The sequence below is a fragment of the Streptomyces rhizoryzae genome, from assembly GCF_023155275.1.
Taxonomy (GTDB): domain Bacteria; phylum Actinomycetota; class Actinomycetes; order Streptomycetales; family Streptomycetaceae; genus Streptomyces; species Streptomyces rhizoryzae.
On sequence record NZ_JALMUV010000002.1, the window covers coordinates 318105 to 337347 of the forward strand.

Genomic DNA, 19243 nt, shown 5'->3' on the forward strand with positions numbered 1-19243 from the left:
CCGGCCGCGCGGCCGGCCGGTCCGGTGGTCCTACGCCTCTGCCTTCTTCTGCGCCTCGGCGGCCTTGGCCGCCTCCGCGATCTGCCGCTTGGCCGCGGTCGCGTAGATGTCGACGTACTCCTGCCCGGAGAGCTTCATGATCTCGTACATCACCTCGTCGGTGATCGAGCGCAGGATGTAGCGGTCGCCCTCCATGCCCTGGTAGCGGCTGAAGTCCAGCGGCTTGCCGATCCGGATGCCGGGCCGGATCATCTTCGGCAGGATCTTGCCGGGCGGCTGCACCTTCTCGGTGTCGATCATCGCGACCGGGATGACCGGCGCCCCGGTGGCCAGCGCCACCCGCGCCAGACCGCCCGGCTTGCCGCGGTAGAGCCGCCCGTCCGGGGAGCGGGTGCCCTCCGGGTAGATGCCGAACAGCTCACCGCGCTCCAGCACCTCGATGCCGCTCTTGATGGCCGCCTCGCCCGCGCCGCGGGCCCCCGAGCGGTCCACCGGCAGCTGCCCCACGCCCTTGAAGAACGCGGCGGTCAGCTTGCCCTTCACCCCTGGGGAGGTGAAGTACTCCGCCTTGGCGATGAAGGTGACCTTGCGGTCCAGGACCGCGGGCAGGAAGAACGAGTCCGAGAAGGACAGGTGGTTGCTGGCGAGGATCGCCGGACCCTCGGCGGGAACGTTCTCGATGCCTTCCACCCACGGACGGAACGCGAGCCTGAGCGGACCGCCGATGGAAAACTTCATTGCGCCGTAGATCAACCGACTGCCTCCTGTGTCTGACGCACTGACCTTAACCCCCTCGCGGCGCGCGGGGGGCCGCAGCCGGCCAGGAGACCGCCCGCCGGTCCCGCCCCGCCGCTCCCGGCACCCTCGGCCCTACCCCGGCGCGGTCACTTTGCGTACCCTGAGGTCACCGTCAGCCCTTTGAAGCGATCGGAGTCCCCCGGTGCCGCTCCTCCCCGGAGCCGAGCCGTTCCGCCGTGACGGCGGAGACGTCGGCGTCCTCGTCTGCCACGGCTTCACCGGCTCCCCCCAGTCCGTCCGCCCCTGGGCGGAGTACCTCGCCGACCGCGGGCTGAGCGTCACCGTCCCGCTGCTGCCCGGCCACGGCACCCGGTGGCAGGACATGCAGCTCACCACCTGGCAGGACTGGTACGCCGAGGTCGACCGGGAGCTGCGCGCGCTGGCCGGGCGCTGCGACCGGGTCGTCGTCTGCGGGCTGTCCATGGGCGGCGCGCTGGCGCTGCGGCTGGCCGCCCGGCACGGCGACGCGATCAGCGGCGTGGCCGTGGTCAATCCGGGCAACAAGGTCCACGACGCGGCGGCGCCGCTGCTGCCGGTGCTGCGCCACCTCGTCCGCACCACCAAGGGCATCGCCAGCGACATCGCCCGGCCCGGCGGCGCGGAGGTCGGCTACGACCGGGTGCCGCTGCACGCCGCGCACTCGCTGCGGCGCTTCTTCCAGCTGGTGGACGGCGAACTCCCGCGCGTGACCCAGCCGCTGCTGGTGATGACCAGCCCGCAGGACCACGTCGTGCCGCCCGCCGACTCCGAGCGGATCCTCGCCCGGGTCTCCTCCACCGACGTCCGGCAGGTCCTGCTGGAGCGCAGCTACCACGTCGCCACGCTCGACCACGACGCGGAGCGGATCTTCGAGGAGACGCACGCCTTCGTCACCCGGCTGACCGGCGGCGCCCGGCCGGAGGCGGTCCAGGAGGGGACGGCGGCCCGTGGCGGAGCGTAGCCCCCGCGATCCCCGGGACCCGCTCGACGAGGAAGCCGCGTGGGCCGAGATCGTCGCGGGCTACGGCGACCGGCCGGAGTTCCCCGCGGACGGCCGGCCGGAGCGGCCCCCGGAGCGGCCCGACCGGCCCGCGGACGCGGACACCCCGGAGGCCGCGGACAGCCCCGGGGCGCTCCCGGCCGGCGGGGTGCCCGGCGACGGCACCCCGTCCCGCCCCGGCAGCTTCGTGGTCTTCGCCCCCGGCGTGGGACCGCGCGACTGGACGCCCGACGAGCCGTCCGACGACGACTTCGACGAGACCGACGAGGGCCACTTCACCCCGCCCGAACCGCCGCCGCTGCCGCGCGCCGACACCACCACGAAGTTCGCCTGGATCGCGGCGCTCGGCGGCCCGCTGCTGCTGATCGGCGCGGTCGTCCTCCAGCAGCCGGTCACCTGGTGGATGGCGGTGCTGGGCATCGGCGGCTTCCTGGGCGGACTGGCCACCCTCTTCGCCCGGATGGGCAACGACCGCGAGGACGACGACGACCTGCCGGGCGGCGGCGCGGTGGTCTGACCCCCGGCGGCCGCGCCCGGCCGGCGGCCGGGTCAGCCGCCGGCCGGCACCCGCAGCGCGGCCAGGACGGGCAGGTGGTCGGAGGCGGCCAGCAGATCGGCGTCCCGCAGCCCGGGCAGCCCGCGCGGCACCCCGCAGCCGAGGAACTCCACGCCGGAGGTGGCGAACACCGCGTCGATCCGCTGGTGCGGCGCGTGCGGTGTGGAGGTGAACTCCCCGCCCCACGGGGCGGCCGCCCAGCCGTCCGTGAGCGCCGCCGCGATCCGCCGGAAACTCCGCCCGTCCGGGCGGTCGTTGAGGTCCCCGGCCACCACCGCGTGCGGTGCGTCCAGCCCGGCGACCCGCTCCAGCAACAGCCCGGCCTGGCCGTACCGCTCCCGCTCGGCCAGGCTCAGGTGGCAGCTGACCACGCCGAGCCGGGCCCCGGCGATCCGGACCACCGCGGTGGCCAGACCGCGCCGGTGCAGCCCCGGGGTGCGGGGCAGCAGGACGTCCTCGGTGCGCTCGACGTGGGCCCGCAGGGTGGCCAGGATCATCGGGCCGGTGGTGGTGGCGCCGCCGGTGACGTGCACCAGGCCGGCGGCGCGGGCGAGCCGTTCGGCGGCCTTGCGCCAGCGGACGAAGCGCGGCGCCTCCTGGACCAGCACCAGGTCGGGGGCGCAGGCCCGGATGACCCGGGCCAGCGCCGCCCGGTCGTCGCGCAGCGAGCGGATGTTGTAGCTGAGCACCCGGACGACCGCGGAACCGTCCGGCTCCGTCGCGGACAGCGGGAGTCCGCCGGCGGCGGGCAGGGGCGCCAGCGGGGCGCCCCCGGGGCCCGGAGCGGGCACCGCCGTGCCGGACGCGGGCCGTCCGGAATGCTCGGCCGCCACCGGGTCAGCCCTGGCGCGCCAGGTCGGCCGCGCCGACCAGACCGGCCTTGCCGCCGAGCTGGGCGGCGAGCACCTGGGCGTGCGGCCGCCACTGGCTGCCGACCAGCCAGCGCCGGAACGACTTGCGGATCGGGTCCAGGACCAGCTCGCCCTCGTCCGAGACGCCGCCGCCGACGATGAAGGCGGAGGGGTCGAAGAGCGAGGCCAGGTCGGCGAGGCCGGCGCCGGCCCAGCGGGCCAGTTCGCGGAAGGAGTCGACGGCGACCGGGTCGCCCTGGCGGGCGGCCTCGCTGATGTGCTTGCCCTGGATGCCCTCGGGCGTGCCGTCGCCCAGCGACAGCAGCACCTCGGCGTGCTCGGGGGTGGCGAAGGCGCGCTGCCGGGCGTACCGCAGCAGGGCGCGGCCGGAGGCGTACTGCTCCCAGCAGCCCTGGCTGCCGCAGCCGCACAGCAGGCCGTCCGGGACGACCCGGATGTGGCCGAACTCCGCGGCGACGCCGAAGCGGCCGCGGCGGAGCTTGTTGCCGATGATGATGCCGCCGCCCAGGCCGGTGCCCAGGGTGATGCAGATGACGTCGCTGTGGCCCTGGCCGGCGCCGAAGCGGTACTCGCCCCAGGCCGCGGCGTTGGCGTCGTTCTCGACCACGACGGGGAGGCCGACGCGCTGCTCGACCTTGTCCTTGAGCGGCTCGTGGCGCCAGTCGATGTTCGGGGCGAAGAGGACCGTGGCCCGCTTCTCGTCCACGTAGCCGGCGGCGCCGATGCCGACGGCCTCGACCCGGTGGCCGGCGCCCACGGTGCGGACGGCGTCCGCGATGGCCTCGGTCAGCGCGTCGGTGGCCTGCGGGGTCGCCACCTTGCACGTCTCAAGGATCGAACCCTCTTCGTCGACCACGCCGGCCGCGATCTTCGTGCCGCCGATGTCGACGCCGATGGTGAGTCCCATGTGTCCCTCAGTTTCGCTCGAACCCCGCCGGGTCCCACCGTACCGGAGGCGGACGGAGCGTCAGTCGAGGTCGATCCGCTCGGTGCCGGCCGGGCCGTCGTCGCGCGGGTCGGCGGCGCGGTCGGCGGCGCGGTCGGCCGGGTCCTCGCCGCGGGTCCAGCGGCGTTCGCTGCCCTCGACCGCCGAGCGGTAGGCGGCGAGGAGTTCGGAGCCGGCTGCGGCGAGGTGGTCGAAGACGTCGGGGTTGCGCTCGATGACCGGCTCGACGGCGGCCTTGGCCTGGCGCAGCAGCTGGCCGACGGCGCTGCTCGCGGCGATCCCGCCCAGCGCGCCGGGCAGCTGGATGGCGGCGAGCTTGTCGGTCACCGCCTCGGCGAGCCGGCGCAGCTCCTCGGCGGCGCTGCCCGGCTGGGGGCCGTACTCGGCCCGGCGGCGGGCCTGCTCCGCGGCGAGGTCCTCGGCACAGGCCCTCTCCCAGGCGTCGGCATCCGGCTCGGCGCGGTGGTCGGCGGGGCGCTCGGTGGCATCACTCATGGCGGACTCCGTGACTCCTGGCGGACGGTACGGACCGGACGGCTGCCGTGCGGTGCCGTGCGGCGGCGCGAGCGCGGCACCGGTACGGCGGTGACGTCTTACGCCTTACGACGTTACCCGAACGGGGGTGCCCGCTTCAGGCGCCCGGCGCGCTCCGCGGCCAGAGCGCCGGGTCCGGGGTGAAGCGGATCTCCAGGACGCCCTCGCGCAGTGCGGCGCCGGAGACGGTGCAGCGGCGCAGCGCCGAGGGCAGGGTGCGGATCCGCCGGAAGCGGCCGACGGTCACCACGAGCTCGTCGCCGCGGCGGACCAGGCCGAGGCCCTCCCGCCGGGCGCCGGGCAGCGGCACCCGCCACAGCAGGATGCCGTCCGAGGCCAGCCGGTCCTCGACGGTCCAGGGGTCGGCGGGGGCGGCGGGCGGGGCCGGCGGGGCGAGCCCGCCGCCCGCGCCGTCGAGCAGCGCGGCCAGCTCGCCGACGCCCTGCGGGTCGCGGCCCAGGTGCGGGACCTCGTGCACCGGGACGTCGCGGAACTCCTCGCGCAGCGCCTTCAGGGCGGTCTGCTGGCTGTCGGACAGGCCGGCCAGGAACGGGTCCGCGGAGCTGGTCGGCAGCAGCCGGTTGACCAGGACGGTGTCGATGCGGCGGCCGTGCAGGGCGAGTCCGGCGCGGAGCGTGCGCAGGGTGGCGGTGGCGACCGGGCCGGCGTCGGTGACCAGCCGTACGGAGGTGCCGGGGGCGTCGACCAGCCGCTGGACGGCGGCGAGTTCGCCCTCCCAGCGCTCGGCGGCCTCGTAGAGCTTCTGGGCCGGCATGGGGACGCCGGCGAGCTGGGCGAGGACCGGGCGCAGGGCGCGGGCGGCCTGGCGCTCGGGCGGCAGCAGGCGGCGGAGGTAGCGGCGGACCTGGGCGGGCAGGGCCAGCAGCCGGATCGTTTCGGCGGCCGGCGGCGCGTCGACGACCAGCAGGTCCCAGTCGCCGGAGTCGTGCGCGGCGCGCAGGGCGTGCAGCAGGGCGAAGGACTCCGAGCCGGGGAGCTCGGTCAGCTCGTCCTCGTCGAGAGGGGCCGCGCCGAGCAGGTCCAGGGCGGCGCCGGCCCGCTCCTGGAAGGCCAGGAACTCCTGGCGGAAGCGGCCGGCGGGGTCGATCCGGCGCGCGTACAGGCCGGGGGCCGCGGCTATCGGGGTGGCGTCGGCGACGCCCGGGCGGACGCCGAGGACCGCCTCGGGGGCGCTGCTCCGGGTGGCGAGCAGCAGGGTCCGCGCGCCCTGCCGGGCACCGGCCAGGGCGGTCGCCGCGGCGAGCGTGGTACGGCCCGCGCCGCCGGGGCCGGTGACGAGGACGGTGCGCACGCTCAGTGCTTCTCGGCCTCGTCGGCGGACGCGGACGCGGCCGCGGGGCCGCCCTCGACGCGCTTCTTCAGGCCGGCCAGCGCCCGGTCGATGATGACCTTCTCGGCCTTGCGCTTGATCATCCCGAGCATCGGGATCTTGACGTCGACGGTGAGCTGGTAGGTGACCTCGGTGCGGGTGCCGCCGTCGAGGGCGGCCAGGCGGTAGGAGCCGTCGAGCACCCGCAGCATCTGCGACTTCACCAGCGACCAGCTGACCTCGTTGCCGCCGGCCCAGGTGTAGGCGAGGGTGTGGTCGTCCTTGATGGCGCCGGCGTCCAGCACCAGGCGGACCTTCTCCGCGCGGCCCTGGTCGTCGGTGGCCAGGATCTCGGCCTCCTTGACCTCCCCGGTCCACTCCGGATAGCGGGCGAAGTCGGCGATCACTGCCATCACCTCGGCCGGTGCCGCCTCGATCGTGATGTTCGAGCTGGTGTGTTCGGCCATCGCCGTGACTCCTCCATACCGATGCGTGCCGGTCCGCCCGGACCGGCACTCCGCGGTGTTCCTCCGCGCCCTGCCGCGTGCTTCCGCGGGCTTCTGTTTTCACGTGCCTTTTGCTGCTGAAGGCTACCGCGCGGCGGAACGCGCGCGGACACCAGCGGGCCCCGCCACGACGGGCCTCACCACTCCAGCACGTAGGGCCGCCCGGTCGCGTTGAAGTGCCCGACATTGACGCATTCCGTACCGCCGATCCGGGCCCGGCGGACCAGCGGCTGGTGGACGTGGCCGAAGAGGGCGAAGCGGGGGCGGGTGCGTCGGATGGCGGCGAGCAGGGCCCGGCTGCCGCGTTCGAAGCGCCGGGCGACGGTGTCGTAGCACAGCTCGGGCACGTCCGGCGGGATGTGGGTGCACAGCACGTCCACCTCGCCGACCGCCTCGACCTTGGCGGCGTACTCCTCGTCGCCGATCTCGTAGGGCGTCTTCATCGGCGTGGTCAGCCCGCCGCCGACGAAGCCGAAGACCCGGCCGCCGATCTCCACCCGCTCGCCGTCGAGGACGGTGGTGCCGGGACCGGCGTACTCCGGCCACAGGCGCGGCATGTCGACGTTGCCGTAGGTGGCGTAGGTGGGGGTGGGGAAGGCGGCGAAGAGGTCGGCGTACTGGCGGCGGACGGCGGACTCGATGACCGCCTCCCGGCTCGCACCGCTCGCGTCCAGCTCGGCCCAGAGCCGGCGGCCCAGCGTCCGGGCCTCGTCGAAGCGGCGGGCGGTGCGCAGGGCGACCAGGGTGTCGGCGTTGGCGACGCCGAAGAGCTCGGGGAAGATGCCGCGCGAATGGTCCGCGTAGTCGAGGAAGAGGACGAGGTCGCCGAGGCAGACCAGGGCGTCGGCCCCGTCTCCGGCCGCCGCCAGGTCCCGGCTGTTCCCATGGACATCACTGACCACATGCACGCGCATGGCGCCACCCTAGATCGCTCCGCGCGGCCCCGGGAGGGCGAGGGCGGACCTTTGGTTACTTTCGGGTCACCACGGCGCTGGACTAGTCTGCGCGTGCGTCCCCATGACGTGTCCGCTGCATGTGACGCATCGAACATCTGGCCGTGACCCCCTATCCCAAAAGCAATACCGATGGGTAACGTCCGGGCCGTCCACTCCCCCCGCATGATCATGGACCGCAGCCGGTGCGCACACAGCGTCGTGGTGCCGGCGCTTTCGAGGAGCAGCAGTCTTGCGCGAGTTCAGCCTTCCGGCCCTGTACGAGGTCCCCGCGGACGGCAATCTGACGGACCTGATCCGCCGCAACGCCGCGCAGTACCCCGATGTCGCGGTCCTGGGGCGGAAGGTCGACGGCGCCTGGCAGGACGTCACCGCCGCCGCCTTCCTCGCCGAGGTCCGGGCCGCCGCCAAGGGCCTGATGGCCTCGGGCGTCCGGCCCGGCGACCGGGTCGGCCTGATGTCGCGCACCCGTTACGAGTGGACCCTGCTGGACTTCGCCATCTGGAGCGCCGGCGCCATCACCGTCCCGGTCTACGAGACCAGCTCCGCCGAGCAGATCCAGTGGATCCTCGGCGACTCCGGCGCGGTGGCCTGCCTGGTGGAGACCCCCGACCACGAGGCGACCGTGGAATCGGTCCGCGACCGGCTGCCGCAGCTGGCGAACATCTGGCAGATCGAACGGGACGCCCTCGCCCGGCTGCGGGCCGCCGGCGACGGCATCACCGACGAGGAGGTCGACGCGCGCAGCGCACTGGCCGACGCGGACTCCCCCGCCACCATCGTCTACACCTCCGGCACCACCGGCCGCCCCAAGGGCTGCGTGCTCAGCCACCGCAGCTTCTTCGCCGAGTGCGGCAACGTCGTCGAGCGGCTGCGCCCCCTCTTCCGCACCGGCCACTCCTCGGTGCTGCTCTTCCTCCCGGTCGCGCACGTCTTCGGGCGGCTGGTCGAGGTCGCCTCGCTGATGGCGCCGATCAAGCTGGGCCACGCGCCGGACATCAAGAACCTCACCGACGACCTGGCCTCCTTCCGGCCGACGATGATCCTGGGCGTCCCCCGGGTCTTCGAGAAGGTCTACAACTCCGCGCGGGCCAAGGCGCAGGCCGACGGCAAGGGCAAGATCTTCGACAAGGCGGCGGACACCGCGATCGCCTACAGCCGGGCGCTGGACACCCCCGGCGGGCCGTCCTTCGGCCTGAAGGTGAAGTACAAGGTCTTCGACCGGCTGGTCTACGGCAAGCTGCGGGCGGTGCTCGGCGGCCGGGCCACCCACGCCATCTCCGGCGGCGCCCCGCTCGGCGAGCGGCTGGGCCACTTCTACCGCGGCATCGGCTTCACCGCCCTGGAGGGCTACGGCCTGACCGAGTCCTGCGCGGCCACCGCGTTCAATCCCTGGGACCGGCAGAAGATCGGCACGGTCGGCCAGCCGCTGCCCGGCTCGGTGGTCCGGATCGCCGACGACGGCGAGGTGCTGCTGCACGGCGAGCACCTCTTCACCGAGTACTGGAACAACCCGACGGCCACCGCCGAGGCACTGTCGGACGGCTGGTTCCACACCGGCGACCTCGGCACCCTCGACGAGGACGGCTACCTCGCCATCACCGGCCGCAAGAAGGAAATACTCGTCACCGCCGGCGGCAAGAACGTCGCCCCGGCCGTCATCGAGGACCGGATCCGCGCCCACGCACTGATCGCCGAGTGCATGGTGGTCGGCGACGGCCGCCCGTTCATCGGCGCGCTGATCACCCTGGACGAGGAGTTCCTGCCCCGTTGGGCCGAGGAGCACGGCCACCCCGCCGGGACCACGCCCGCCCAGCTCGCCCAGGACCCCGAGCTGCTGGCCGCCGTCCAGCGCGCGGTGGACGACGGCAACGCGGCGGTCTCCAAGGCCGAGTCGGTGCGCAAGTTCCGCATCCTGCCGACCCAGTTCACCGAGGAATCCGGCCACGTCACGCCGTCCCTGAAACTGAAGCGGAACGTCGTCGCCAAGGACTTCGCGGAGGAGATCGAGGCGCTCTACCGGGGGTGAGGGCCGCCCACCGGAAGCGGACGCGGGGGCCGGCACCGGCGGCCGGCGCGCCCTACGCCGCCGCGTGGCCTACAGCAGCCCCCGCAGCCGCTCCGCCAGCAGGTCCCAGCGCCACTTCTCCTCCACCCAGGCGCGCCCGCGGTCGCCCATGGCGCGGCGCAGGGCGGGGTCCTTCAGCAGCGTGATGATCCGGTCGGCGGCGGCCGCCGGGGAGCCGCCGGGGACCACCCAGCCGGTCTCGCCGTCCAGGACCGCGTCGGGGGCGCCGCCCGAATCGCCCGCGACGACCGGGAGTCCGGTGGCGGACGCCTCCAGGTACACGATGCCCAGGCCCTCGACGTCCAGCCCGCCGCGGCGGGTGCGGCAGGGCATCGCGAAGACGTCGCCCGCGCCGTAGTGGGCGGGCAGTTCCTCCCACGGCACCGCGCCGGTGAAGCGGACCGCGCCGGCGACGCCCTTCTCCAGCGCCAGCGCGTGCAGCCGCTCCTCGTACGGGCCGCCGCCGACGACCAGCAGCACCGCGTCCGGCACCGCCGCGGTGATCGCGGGCATCGCCTCGATGAGGGTGTCCTGCCCCTTGCGCGGGACGAGCCGGGAGACGCAGACCACCACCGGGCGGTCGGCCAGCCCCAGCCGGGACCGGACCGCGTCGCCGCCCGAGCCCGGGTGGAAGGTCTTCTCGTCGACGCCGGGCGGCAGTTGCACCATCCGGGCGGCGGCGGCCGGGGTGAGCGCGGCGGCGATCCGCGACCGGGTGTACTCGCCGAGGTAGGTCAGGGTGTCGGTGCCCTCGCCGATCCGGCGCAGCAGCTGCCGGGCCGCGGGCAGCTGCGCCCAGCCCGCCTCGTGGCCGTGGGTGGTCGCCACGATCCGGCGGGCGCCGGCCGCGCGGAGCGCCGGGGCCATCAGGCCCAGCGGCGCGGCGGCCCCGAACCACACCGAGGAGCAGCCGTGGGCGCGCAGCAGGGAGACCGCGCGCCGGGTCACCCGCGGCGTCGGCAGCAGCATCGTCGTGGCGTCCCGCACCACCGGGAACGGCTGCTCGGCGTCGAAGGCGGCGGTGGCCGCCCGGCCCTCCTCGCTCCGCTTCCAGGTGGAGGCGTAGACCACGACCCGGCCCGGATCCAGCCGCAGCGCCATGCTGTGCAGGAATGCCTGGATTCCGCCGGGCCGGGGCGGGAAGTCGTTGGTGACGATGAGGGTCTTGTGCACGGTGGTCTCTCGGCGGTCGGCGGTCGGGCGGGGCGCGGCGGCGCCCGGACGGTCCGGGGCCGACAGTACCGGGTCGGCGGCCGGGCCCGGGCGGCGCGCCCGCACCGGGCGTCCCCGGCCGCGCCGCGTCCCTCCCGCATCATGCAGGGCAGGACGACCGACGGGATGACGATGGCCAGCACCGGGACCGGCACCGCCGCGGACACCGGCGGCGCCGCCGCGCGGATCACCGGCTCGGCATGGGCCGCCTGGGGCGCCTGGGGCGCGACCCGCGCCCTGCTCCTGCTGTGTGTCCTGGGTGTGCTGGTGCTCCCCGGACCGGACGTGACCACCGATGTCTCGGTGATCTACCGCGGCTGGGCCGAGGTGCTGCGCTCCGGCACCTTCCCCCTCGACGACGTCACCTGGCAGTACCCGCCGGCCGCCGCACTGCCCGTCCTCGCCCCCACCGCGCTGCCCTTCCTCCCGTACGCCACCGCGTTCGCGGTGCTGGTGCTGGCCGTGGACGCGGCGGCGCTGGCGCTGTTCCTGCGCGCCGGGCGGCGGCCGGGGCACCGCCGGGCCGGGGCGTGGGTGTGGATCGGCGGCGTCGCACTGCTCGGCCCGACCGCGTACGCCCGGTACGACCTGCTGGTGGCGGCGGTGGCCGCGGCCGCGCTGTTCGCCGCCGCCCGGCGGCCGCGGACCGCCGGTGCGCTGATCGCCTGCGGCACGCTGCTCAAGCTCTGGCCGGTGCTGCTGCTGGCCGGGGCGCCGCTGCGCGGCCGCCGGGCGCGCGCCCTGTGGGGCAGCGCGGCGGGCTGGGGTGCCGGGCTGACGCTGGCCGCGGTGGCGGCGGCGCCCGGTGCGCTGGCCTTCCTCACCTTCCAGCGGGACCGCGGCACGGAGGTCGAGGCGCCGGTCGCGCTGCTGCTGCACGGGGCCCGGCTCGCCGGCTGGCCGGGCGAGGTGCAACTGCGGTACGGCTCACTGGAGTTCACCGGCCCCGGCGTCCCGCTGACCGGCGCGCTGGCGCTGGCGCTGACCGGTGCGGCGGCGCTCTGGCTGCTGCGGTGGCGGCTGCGGGCCCCGGAACTGACCCCGGCGGTGCTGTGCGACGCCGCGTTCACCGCGGCCCTGCTGACCACCGCCACCAGCCGGGTGCTCAGCCCGCAGTACCTGCTGTGGCTGGTCGGGCTGGCCGCGGTCTGCCTGACCGTACGGGCGAGCCGGCAGGCCCTCCCGGCGCTGCTGGTGCTGCCGGCCGCCGCGGCCACCACGCTGGAGTTCCCGGTCCACTTCGCCGACGTGGTGGCGAGCACCCCGCTCGGCATCGCCCTGCTGGTGGTGCGCAACGGCCTGCTGGTGGCGGCGGCGCTGCTGGCCTGCCGCCGACTGCGGGCCGCGGCCGGGGGCGGCCGCGCCCCGGACCCGGCCGGGGTGCCCGGCGCCCGGCCCGCCCTCAGCCCAGTTCGCGGCGCACGTACGCGCGCCACATCGCGGTGAACTCCGCCAGCCCGACGCCCAGTTGCTCGCGCATCGCGCGCTCCAGCGGCCCGCTGCGCCCGGCCCGCCGGACGGTGCCGCCGACCGGCGGCGCCGGGGTCCCGGTGGCGGACGGCGCCACCGGGGCGGTGGTCCGCGCCTCCATCGGGCCGGTCGCCGGTCCGGCCGCCGCGGTGCGCAGCCCCCGCCGCCCGGTGTCCCGGTAGAAGGCGATCAGCCGCGCCTCGCCCCACTTCTCGGCGATCATCCGGCAGGCCAGCCAGCCGCCCTCGTACGCCTCGGCCAGCCGCTCGGCACCGGCCCGGAAGCCGAAGTCGGCGTCGCCCGGCAGCCGCGCCGGCGGGCCCCCGGCGGCGACCGCGCGGGACAGCTCCGGCGCGGTGGTGGCCGGCCGGCGGCGCACCTCCCGGTAGGCGACCCAGTCCGCGAAGCCCTCCGAGAGCCACAGCGGGGTGGCGGGCGTGGTGAGCGCGCGGGTGGCGACGTGGGTCGTCTCGTGGGTGAGGACGACCGTCCGGCCCAGGTCGTTGAGCTCCTCGTACGCGTCCGGGTTGACGATCACCCGGTCCGCGGGGGCCGCGACCGCCGCGCCCGCCTCCCCGGTGGTGACCGCCGCGATCCCGCTGTACACGGACGGGTCGTCACCGCCCATCAGCTGCGCCATCCGCTCGACGGTGTCCGGGGCCTCCACCACCACCTTCCGCGCCCAGGCGCCCTTCCAGACGGCCGAGACGGCGGGCACCGCGGCGTCCACCCGCCGCGCCAGGTCGCGCAGCCGGGCCGGGTCGGCGGCCCCGCCCAGCACCAGGCCGTACCGGCCGCGGACCAGCCGGACCGGCCCCTGGTCCCACAGCTGCCGGGTGCCGGTCCGCCCGTCGGCGGCGCCGTCGGAGTCGGCCGAGACCAGCCAGCGGCCGCCGCGCTCGGTGAGGGTGAGGTACTGGACGCTGGTGACCGGCGCGGTGTCGAAGCCGCTGAGGCGGTAGCGCAGCCGCACCTGCGCGGCCAGCCGCCGCCCGCTGCCGGCCGGCAGCGGGAACGCGCCGGTGGCCTCCAGGTCGTAGTGCCAGTCGGCCAGCGGGACCGCCGCGAGGTTGCCCAGGACCGCGCGCTGGCGGGCCCGGAAGGCGGTGGCCCGGGGGTCGACGGTGGCCAGGAAGGCCGCGGTGTCGTGCCGCCGGACCGCCCCGGCCCGGGCGTCCAGCATCTTCTGCACGTCCGGATAGCGGTCGGTGGCGCTCTCCGCGGGCGCGCAGCCGCTCAGCTGGACGAGCAGCGCGAGCAGCGGCGCCGCGCAGCCGGCCGCCCGTGCGGCCCGCCACCGCCTCCCGCGTCGCGCCCTCAGGTCCGGCATGCGGCCGATCGTAAGGGCCGCGCGGGCGGGGCAAAAACGCTGGGCGGACCGTTCAGGGCCGGGTGACCGCCGAGACCGGCATCATGCCGACCGGGTCGTAGCGCACCCGGGCGCCGGGATAGGGCGCGTGCACCACCTGCCCGTTGCCGACGTACATGGCGACATGGCTGGCGTCCGAGCGGTAGATGACCAGGTCGCCGGGGCGGGCCTGGGACAGCGGGACCTGCCGCCCGGCGCCGCGCTGGGCCTGCGAGGTGCGCGGCAGCGAGACGCCGGCCCGGGCGTAGGCCCATTGGGTGAGTCCGGAGCAGTCGAACGCGGCGGGGCCGGTGCTGCCCCAGGCGTAGGGGGCGCCGACCGCGGCGCGGACCGCGGCGACCGCCGCCGCGGCCCGGCCCGAGCCCGCCGGGGCCCCGGAGAGATCCGGGACGCCCTCCTCCCGGCCGTCGCCGCGGGCGGCCCGGTCGTAGGCGGCGCGGGCGTGCGGCGGGAGGGCGTTGAGCAGCCGCCGCGCGGTGGCCAGCTTGCGCTGGACCTCCTTCTTGTGCCGGGCCACCTCGGTCCGGCCGGCCTCCAGCTCGGCCAGCTTGCGGGCGGCCTCCCGGCGCTGCTGCTCCAGGTCGCGGGTGGCCGAGCGGAGGCGGTGGAGCTCGCGGGCCTGGGTGCCGCTCAGCCGGTCCAGGGCGGACGCCTTCTCCAGGTAGCTCTCCGGCCGTTCGGAGAGCATCAGGCGGACGGCCGGGTCGATCCCGCCGGAGCGGTACTGGGCGGCGGCCACCGCGCCGAGCCGGGCCCGCATGCGGTTGACCCGCTCCTGGGTGCGGGCGGCGCGGTCCTGGAGGGCCGACACCTCCCGGCGCAGCTCCTTGGTGCGGGCGGTGGCGCCGTTGTACTTCTCGGTGGCCCGCTCGGCCTCCTCGTAGAGCGCGCCGACCCGGGCGGTTGCCTTCTCCCGGCCGGCCGCGGGGTGTTCGGCGGGGTCGGCACCGGCCGCGGGGGCCGACAGCGCCGCGGTCGCCAGGGCGGCGGACAGGACGGTGACCGAGGCGAGGGTGGACTGGCCGCGCTGCGACGTACGGCGATGGGACACCACGAGGCCGCAACTCCTTCCGTGTGCAGCCCCTGCCGTCCGGGCGTGGACGGTCGGTGATCCGGCAGCTGCGAGGGCCGACAGTAACCGCGCCCCGGTACACCGGCCAAAGACCGCTTTTCGTACGCAAAAAGCCGCTCCGCCGGTGACGTCGCAGGTCACCGGCGGAGCGGCAGGTCAGCGGCCGGGGCCGCAATTCGCCCGATCGGGCGGCAGGTTGCGGGTGTTGTGAGGCTTTTCAGACCCGCACGCCGAACTGGAACGGCATGTTGTTGATCGACTCGTAGCGGACCGCGGCGCCCGGCTTCGGGGCGTGCAGCACGGTGCCGTTGCCGGCGTAGAGGCCGATGTGGTGCAGGTCGCCGTAGAAGAGCACCAGGTCGCCGGGCTTGAGGGCGCTCTGCGAGTAGATGCGGGTGCCGGCGTTGGCCTGCTCCTGGGAGGTGCGCGGCAGCGACTGGCCGGCCTGCGCGTACGCCCAGGAGGTCAGACCCGAGCAGTCGAAGGAGGACGGGCCGGTGGCGCCCCAGACGTAGGGGGAGCCTATCTTCGACTGGGCGGCGGACAGGGCGGCCGCACCGCGCTGCGAGGCCGGCACGTCGTCGCCGAGGTTGACCCGCTCGTTGCTGCGGTTGGCGCGGTCGTCCGCGGCCTGCATGGCCTCCCGCTCCTTGGCGGTCAGCGTGTTGAGCAGCTCCTGGGCCTTGGCGAGCTTGCCCTTGATCTCGTCCTTCTTCTCGCCGAGCGACTTGCGGGTCTCGGAGAGGTCCTTGATCTTGCTCGCGGCCTCCGCGCGCTCCTGGGCGAGCCGGCGCTGCTTGTCCGCGATCGTTCTGAGCTGGTCGGCCTGCTTGCCGCTCAACTGGTCGAGGGTGGCGGCCTTTTCGAGGTAGGTGTCCGGGTCGCCGGAGAGGAAGAGCTGCACCGAGGGGTCGATGCTGCCGCTGCGGTACTGGCCGGAGGCGATCGCGCCCAGGCCCTTGCGCAGCTGGTTCAGCTCGTCCTGGCCGCGGGCGACCTTGTCCTGGAGGTCGTCGACCTCTTTCTGGAGCTTGTCCTGCTGCTCCTTGACACCGTTGTACTTCTCGGTGGCCTGCTCCGCCTCGCCGTAGAGCTTGTCGACCTCGGACTTGACGTCCTTCTTCGACTGGCTGGGGTCGGCGTGCGCCGCCTGGGACGAGAGGGCGACGGCCGCGGCGGCGGTCGCGGTGAGCACGGTCACACGAGTACGGCTCGGCTGCTTGGGTCGACGGTGGGACGCCACGGGGGCGAGCTCCTTCTTCCTCCAGCCGCCTACCGGGAGTGGGGGGAGCGGGCCCCGGCTCCGCGCGAACGCCGCGGACTCGGCGGTACCTTCACTGACCATCCCGGGTGGATGATCACCTGTATGAAGGTTCGAGGCCCGACCTTAGTAACCGAGTTGTGATCGCTTCAAATCCTGCCGGGGAAAAACTGCACCGCCGACCCCATCTTTTACCAACATCACACGGCCAGTAAGCATCATTTGACGCTCCGGTACGAAGCGGCGGCGCGCTTTTCCGGCCGCAAAACGGACACCGGCGGAAATGTCAGGTTCGGGCAAGTCGCTTGAGCAGCAGGGCCGATGCCACCGGCCGGGCACCCGCCTTCGCGACGCCGTCGGCCACCTCGCGGTCCGAGGAGACCACCACCACCGGGCGCCCGGACGGCTCGGCCCGGACCAGCTGCCGGATCAACTCGTCGGCGGTCACACCCGGTTTGCTGAACAGCACCCGCACCCCGCGCGGCGGCGCCAGCAGGACCGGTGCGGCCAGCTCCGCCCCGTCGAAGACACAGGTCATCTCGGCCCCGGTCTGCGCCGCCAGCACCGCCAGCCCGCCCAGCAGCCGCAGCCGCTGCTTCTCCAGCGGCATCGTCGGATAGCCGGTCTTGGTGACGTTGTAGCCGTCCACCACCATGTGCGCCTGGGGCAGCGCCAGCAGTTGGTCCAGCAGCGCCGGATCGGTCTCCGACAGCGCCCGGGTGGCGATGTCCTTCGGCGTCATCCGGCCCGGCGCGACCGCCTCGACGGTGTCCGCCGGGCGGCCCGTGGCGGGCGGCAGGGCCAGTTCGCGGCGCAGCCCCTGGGCCGCGTCCAGCACCGTGTCCAGCAACAGCCGCAGCCGCATGTCCTCCACGCTGCGGCCCTCGCGGGCCGAGCGCCGGCTGCTCTCCAGCGCCGCCTCGGCCTCCGCGATCCGGGCCTTGAGGCGGCGCAGCTCGCTGTCCGCCACGGCCTTGTCGGCCGCCGCCCGCTCCCGGACCTCGGCCGCCGCCGCCTGCGCCTTGCGGGCCGCCGCCTCCCCGCGCTTGACGTCGCTGAGCGCACTGCGCAGCTTGCGCTGGAGGGACTCGTTCTCCTTGCGCACCGCCTCCAGGTCCGCCCGGACCCGGTCCGCCTCCGTACGCGCCTGGTCCCGCGCCTGCGCCAGCTCCTGCCGCAGCCGGGCCACTTCCCGCTCGGCCTCCGCGCCGGCCCGTTCGTCCCGCGCCCGCTGCGCCTCCTCGCCGGCCGCCGCCACCAGCTTGACCCAGCCCTCGGGGCGCAGCACGTACGCCGCGGCCGCCACGTCCAGCGGATCGGCGGCGGCGGGCGGGGTGCCCTGCTCCAGGGCCTCGGCCAGCTCCGGCTGGGCGTCCCGCAGCCGCCCGGCGATCCGCTGCCGGAAGACCGCGTCGCTCTCCAGCGCCGCGGCCATCGCGTTCCCGGCGAACTTGGCCCGCCGGGACGGGGTGAAACGGGCGTACTGCCGCAGCGCGGGCGGGAGTTCGGAGACCGTCAGCGCCCCGAACGACTCCGCGGTGAGCGCCACGACGCGGCGCCGTACGCCCTCGGGCAGCGGCTGGTCGAGCACCTCGTCGGCCGCCCCTTCGGGCGCGTCCGCGCGCTTCGCCCCCGGCTCCCCTTCTGGACGTTCCACCACGGCTGCATCGCTCCGATCTCAGGCGCTCGCGCCCGGACGGTCCACCAGCTCGATCCGGTCGACCGCGTTGCACCAGCGGCAGCGCACCGACTCGACGGTCTCGCTGATGACCTCGCGTTCCTCCACCGTCGGCTCCCCGGCCAGGTCGAGGTGGACGTACTCCACCACCTTCGACCGGCGGGTGACGTCGAACCGCGTGAGGTTGCCGCACAGCGTGCAGCGCCACCGGGTCTCCGCCGTCGGCAGGGGAACAGCCATCGTGTCGTCCTCTTTCGTGCTCGTCGTGCAAATGCTGGGGCGGATCACGCGGTGCGCCGCCGGACTGCGGAAATACGCAACGTACTGCCTGTAACCCTACGGCCTGACAGGGGGCCGGCGCGGGCCCGCCCGGAAGGCGGGACGCGGCGAGGCGCTCTGTCCCCTGTGCCCGGATTGCGTCATGATCACTTCATGACGGCGCCGGTCCACCCCGCCCGCACGCTGCGCGCGGTGTTCTCCCGCATGACGAACGTGCTGATCGCGCTGTGCTGCGTGCTCTTCGTCCTCGGCCCGGCCTCCGGCCTGAACCGCGCCTACGGCACCGGCGCCGCCCTGCTGCACGCCCAGGCCGGCTACTTCGCACGCTGGGGGGTGATCCCGCTCGACCTGTGGAGCGGCTCGCCGAAGGCCCTGCTCACCCCGCTCACCGCGCTGTTCGTGCACGGCAGCTGGCTGCACCTGCTGGGCAACGTCCTCTTCCTGTACGTGTTCGGCCAGATGACCGAGGCGCGGATGGGCCGCCTCCCCTTCACCGCCTTCTACCTGGCCGCCGGCTACCTCGCGCTGCTGGGCTACGCCGCCGCGCACGCCTCCTCCGACCAGACCCTGGTCGGCGCCTCCGGCTCGGTCTCCGGCGTCCTGGGCGCCTTCCTCTTCCTCTTCCCGCGGGCCCGGGTCACCAGCCTGTTCCCGTTCCTGTTCTTCCTGCCGCTGCGGTTCCCGGCCTGGGCGGTGCTGCTGTTCTGGTTCTGCCTCCAGTGGCAGGCGGCCCGCCAGGACCCGGCCGGCCCGGGCGTCGCCTACCTCGCCCACGTCATCGGCTTCGCCCTCGGATTCCTCTACGCATGGGCCCGCCACGGCCGGGATAGTGTGGGGGCCACCAGGGGGAACGGACCGTCGGCCGAGGGAGAGAGCCAGCCGTGATCACGTCGATCGTGCTCATCAAGACCAGCGTGGACCAGATCCCGGAGATCGCCGAGCAGATCGCCGCACTGGAAGGCGTCAGCGAGGTCTACTCGGTCACCGGCGCGCACGACCTCATCGCGATGGTGCGGGTCGCCCACCACGACGACCTCGCCGACGTCATCCCCGGCCGCATCAGCAAGGTCCCCGGCGTCGCCTCCACCGAGACGCACATCGCGTTCCGCACGTACTCCCAGCACGACCTGGAGGCGGCGTTCTCCATCGGCCTCGACGCGTAGCGCTGGCCGCTTGGCTTTTTCCCACGTTGTCGGGTTTCCCGCCGTGCGGGTACCTGCGGTGGGCCTGCGCACGTTGTCGGCTTTCCCGCCGTGCGGGGTGCCTGTGCGTTGCGCCTCCGGCGCTCTGGGCCCCTCGCTGCGCGGGGCGGTTCCCCGCTTCGCGGGGTTCGGGATTCCGCTGCGCGGGGCTGTTCGGC

19 protein-coding genes are annotated in these 19243 nt (G+C 74.9%); 6 read left to right on the top strand and 13 right to left on the bottom strand.

All coding sequences use genetic code 11. The annotated features are described in order from the left end of the window. Positions 1 to 30 precede the first annotated feature (30 nt). Positions 31 to 738: a lysophospholipid acyltransferase family protein gene (locus tag MUU72_RS03270; protein WP_248011583.1), complete on the bottom strand. Its 708-nt coding sequence runs from the start codon at positions 736 to 738 to the stop codon at positions 31 to 33. Positions 739 to 940: 202 nt separating this feature from the next. On the opposite strand from MUU72_RS03270, the gene MUU72_RS03275 reads away from it, so the two are divergent. Continuing rightward, a complete protein-coding gene (locus MUU72_RS03275; protein ID WP_248011543.1) occupies positions 941 to 1738 on the top strand; it encodes an alpha/beta hydrolase in 798 nt (265 codons plus the stop codon). After that, positions 1725 to 2294: a hypothetical protein gene (locus MUU72_RS03280; RefSeq protein ID WP_248011544.1), complete on the top strand. Its 570-nt coding sequence runs from the start codon at positions 1725 to 1727 to the stop codon at positions 2292 to 2294. The genes MUU72_RS03275 and MUU72_RS03280 overlap by 14 nt, the downstream gene beginning before the upstream one ends. 32 nt (positions 2295 to 2326) lie before the next feature. Here MUU72_RS03280 and MUU72_RS03285 read toward each other — a convergent pair whose 3' ends face one another. From MUU72_RS03285 to MUU72_RS03310, 6 genes are all read right to left on the bottom strand, one after another. Further along, positions 2327 to 3085, bottom strand: a complete 759-nt coding sequence (locus MUU72_RS03285; protein ID WP_248011584.1) for an endonuclease/exonuclease/phosphatase family protein — start codon at positions 3083 to 3085, stop codon at positions 2327 to 2329. Between the two features lie 85 nt (positions 3086 to 3170). Beyond that, complete coding sequence (locus MUU72_RS03290; protein WP_248011545.1) at positions 3171 to 4112, bottom strand: ROK family glucokinase; 942 nt, start codon at positions 4110 to 4112, stop codon at positions 3171 to 3173. 60 nt (positions 4113 to 4172) lie between these two features. After that, positions 4173 to 4646, bottom strand: a complete 474-nt coding sequence (locus MUU72_RS03295) for a DUF5304 domain-containing protein (RefSeq protein WP_248011546.1) — start codon at positions 4644 to 4646, stop codon at positions 4173 to 4175. Between the two features lie 136 nt (positions 4647 to 4782). Further along, positions 4783 to 5997, bottom strand: coding sequence for an ArsA family ATPase (locus MUU72_RS03300; protein ID WP_248011547.1), 1215 nt, complete (start codon positions 5995 to 5997; stop codon positions 4783 to 4785). A 2-nt stretch (positions 5998 to 5999) separates the two neighbouring features. Continuing rightward, complete coding sequence (locus MUU72_RS03305; RefSeq protein ID WP_248011548.1) at positions 6000 to 6482, bottom strand: SRPBCC family protein; 483 nt, start codon at positions 6480 to 6482, stop codon at positions 6000 to 6002. A gap of 176 nt (positions 6483 to 6658) precedes the next feature. Then, on the bottom strand, positions 6659 to 7435 hold the full coding sequence (locus MUU72_RS03310) for a metallophosphoesterase family protein (RefSeq protein ID WP_248011549.1): 777 nt from the start codon (positions 7433 to 7435) through the stop codon (positions 6659 to 6661). Between the two features lie 271 nt (positions 7436 to 7706). Between MUU72_RS03310 and MUU72_RS03315 the strand changes: the two genes are divergently transcribed. Beyond that, positions 7707 to 9503 carry an AMP-dependent synthetase/ligase gene (locus MUU72_RS03315; protein ID WP_248011550.1) on the top strand — a complete coding sequence of 599 codons (1797 nt, stop codon included), beginning with the start codon at positions 7707 to 7709 and terminating at the stop codon, positions 9501 to 9503. 69 nt (positions 9504 to 9572) lie between these two features. Here MUU72_RS03315 and MUU72_RS03320 read toward each other — a convergent pair whose 3' ends face one another. Then, on the bottom strand, positions 9573 to 10715 hold the full coding sequence (locus tag MUU72_RS03320; RefSeq protein WP_248011551.1) for a glycosyltransferase family 4 protein: 1143 nt from the start codon (positions 10713 to 10715) through the stop codon (positions 9573 to 9575). Positions 10716 to 10880: 165 nt separating this feature from the next. Between MUU72_RS03320 and MUU72_RS03325 the strand changes: the two genes are divergently transcribed. Continuing rightward, positions 10881 to 12200, top strand: coding sequence for a glycosyltransferase 87 family protein (locus MUU72_RS03325; RefSeq protein WP_372502964.1), 1320 nt, complete (start codon positions 10881 to 10883; stop codon positions 12198 to 12200). Here the strand turns inward: MUU72_RS03325 and MUU72_RS03330 are convergent. From MUU72_RS03330 to MUU72_RS03350, 5 genes are all read right to left on the bottom strand, one after another. Beyond that, positions 12157 to 13554 (bottom strand): hypothetical protein, encoded by a 1398-nt coding sequence (locus MUU72_RS03330; RefSeq protein ID WP_248011552.1) that lies wholly within the window; start codon positions 13552 to 13554, stop codon positions 12157 to 12159. The genes MUU72_RS03325 and MUU72_RS03330 overlap by 44 nt on opposite strands. 52 nt (positions 13555 to 13606) lie before the next feature. After that, positions 13607 to 14647 carry a C40 family peptidase gene (locus MUU72_RS03335; protein WP_248011553.1) on the bottom strand — a complete coding sequence of 347 codons (1041 nt, stop codon included), beginning with the start codon at positions 14645 to 14647 and terminating at the stop codon, positions 13607 to 13609. A 235-nt stretch (positions 14648 to 14882) separates the two neighbouring features. Next, entirely contained in the window at positions 14883 to 15908 is a 1026-nt protein-coding gene (locus MUU72_RS03340; protein ID WP_248011554.1) for a C40 family peptidase, read from the bottom strand. Positions 15909 to 16212: 304 nt separating this feature from the next. Then, positions 16213 to 17586 (bottom strand): NYN domain-containing protein, encoded by a 1374-nt coding sequence (locus tag MUU72_RS03345; protein WP_248011555.1) that lies wholly within the window; start codon positions 17584 to 17586, stop codon positions 16213 to 16215. A gap of 18 nt (positions 17587 to 17604) precedes the next feature. Then, complete coding sequence (locus MUU72_RS03350) at positions 17605 to 17844, bottom strand: hypothetical protein (protein ID WP_248011556.1); 240 nt, start codon at positions 17842 to 17844, stop codon at positions 17605 to 17607. Positions 17845 to 18036: 192 nt separating this feature from the next. On the opposite strand from MUU72_RS03350, the gene MUU72_RS03355 reads away from it, so the two are divergent. Together MUU72_RS03355 and MUU72_RS03360 are read left to right on the top strand one after the other, a co-directional pair. Then, positions 18037 to 18768, top strand: a complete 732-nt coding sequence (locus MUU72_RS03355; RefSeq protein WP_248011557.1) for a rhomboid family intramembrane serine protease — start codon at positions 18037 to 18039, stop codon at positions 18766 to 18768. Beyond that, positions 18765 to 19046: an Lrp/AsnC family transcriptional regulator gene (locus MUU72_RS03360; protein ID WP_248011558.1), complete on the top strand. Its 282-nt coding sequence runs from the start codon at positions 18765 to 18767 to the stop codon at positions 19044 to 19046. The genes MUU72_RS03355 and MUU72_RS03360 overlap by 4 nt, the downstream gene beginning before the upstream one ends. Positions 19047 to 19243 lie beyond the last annotated feature (197 nt).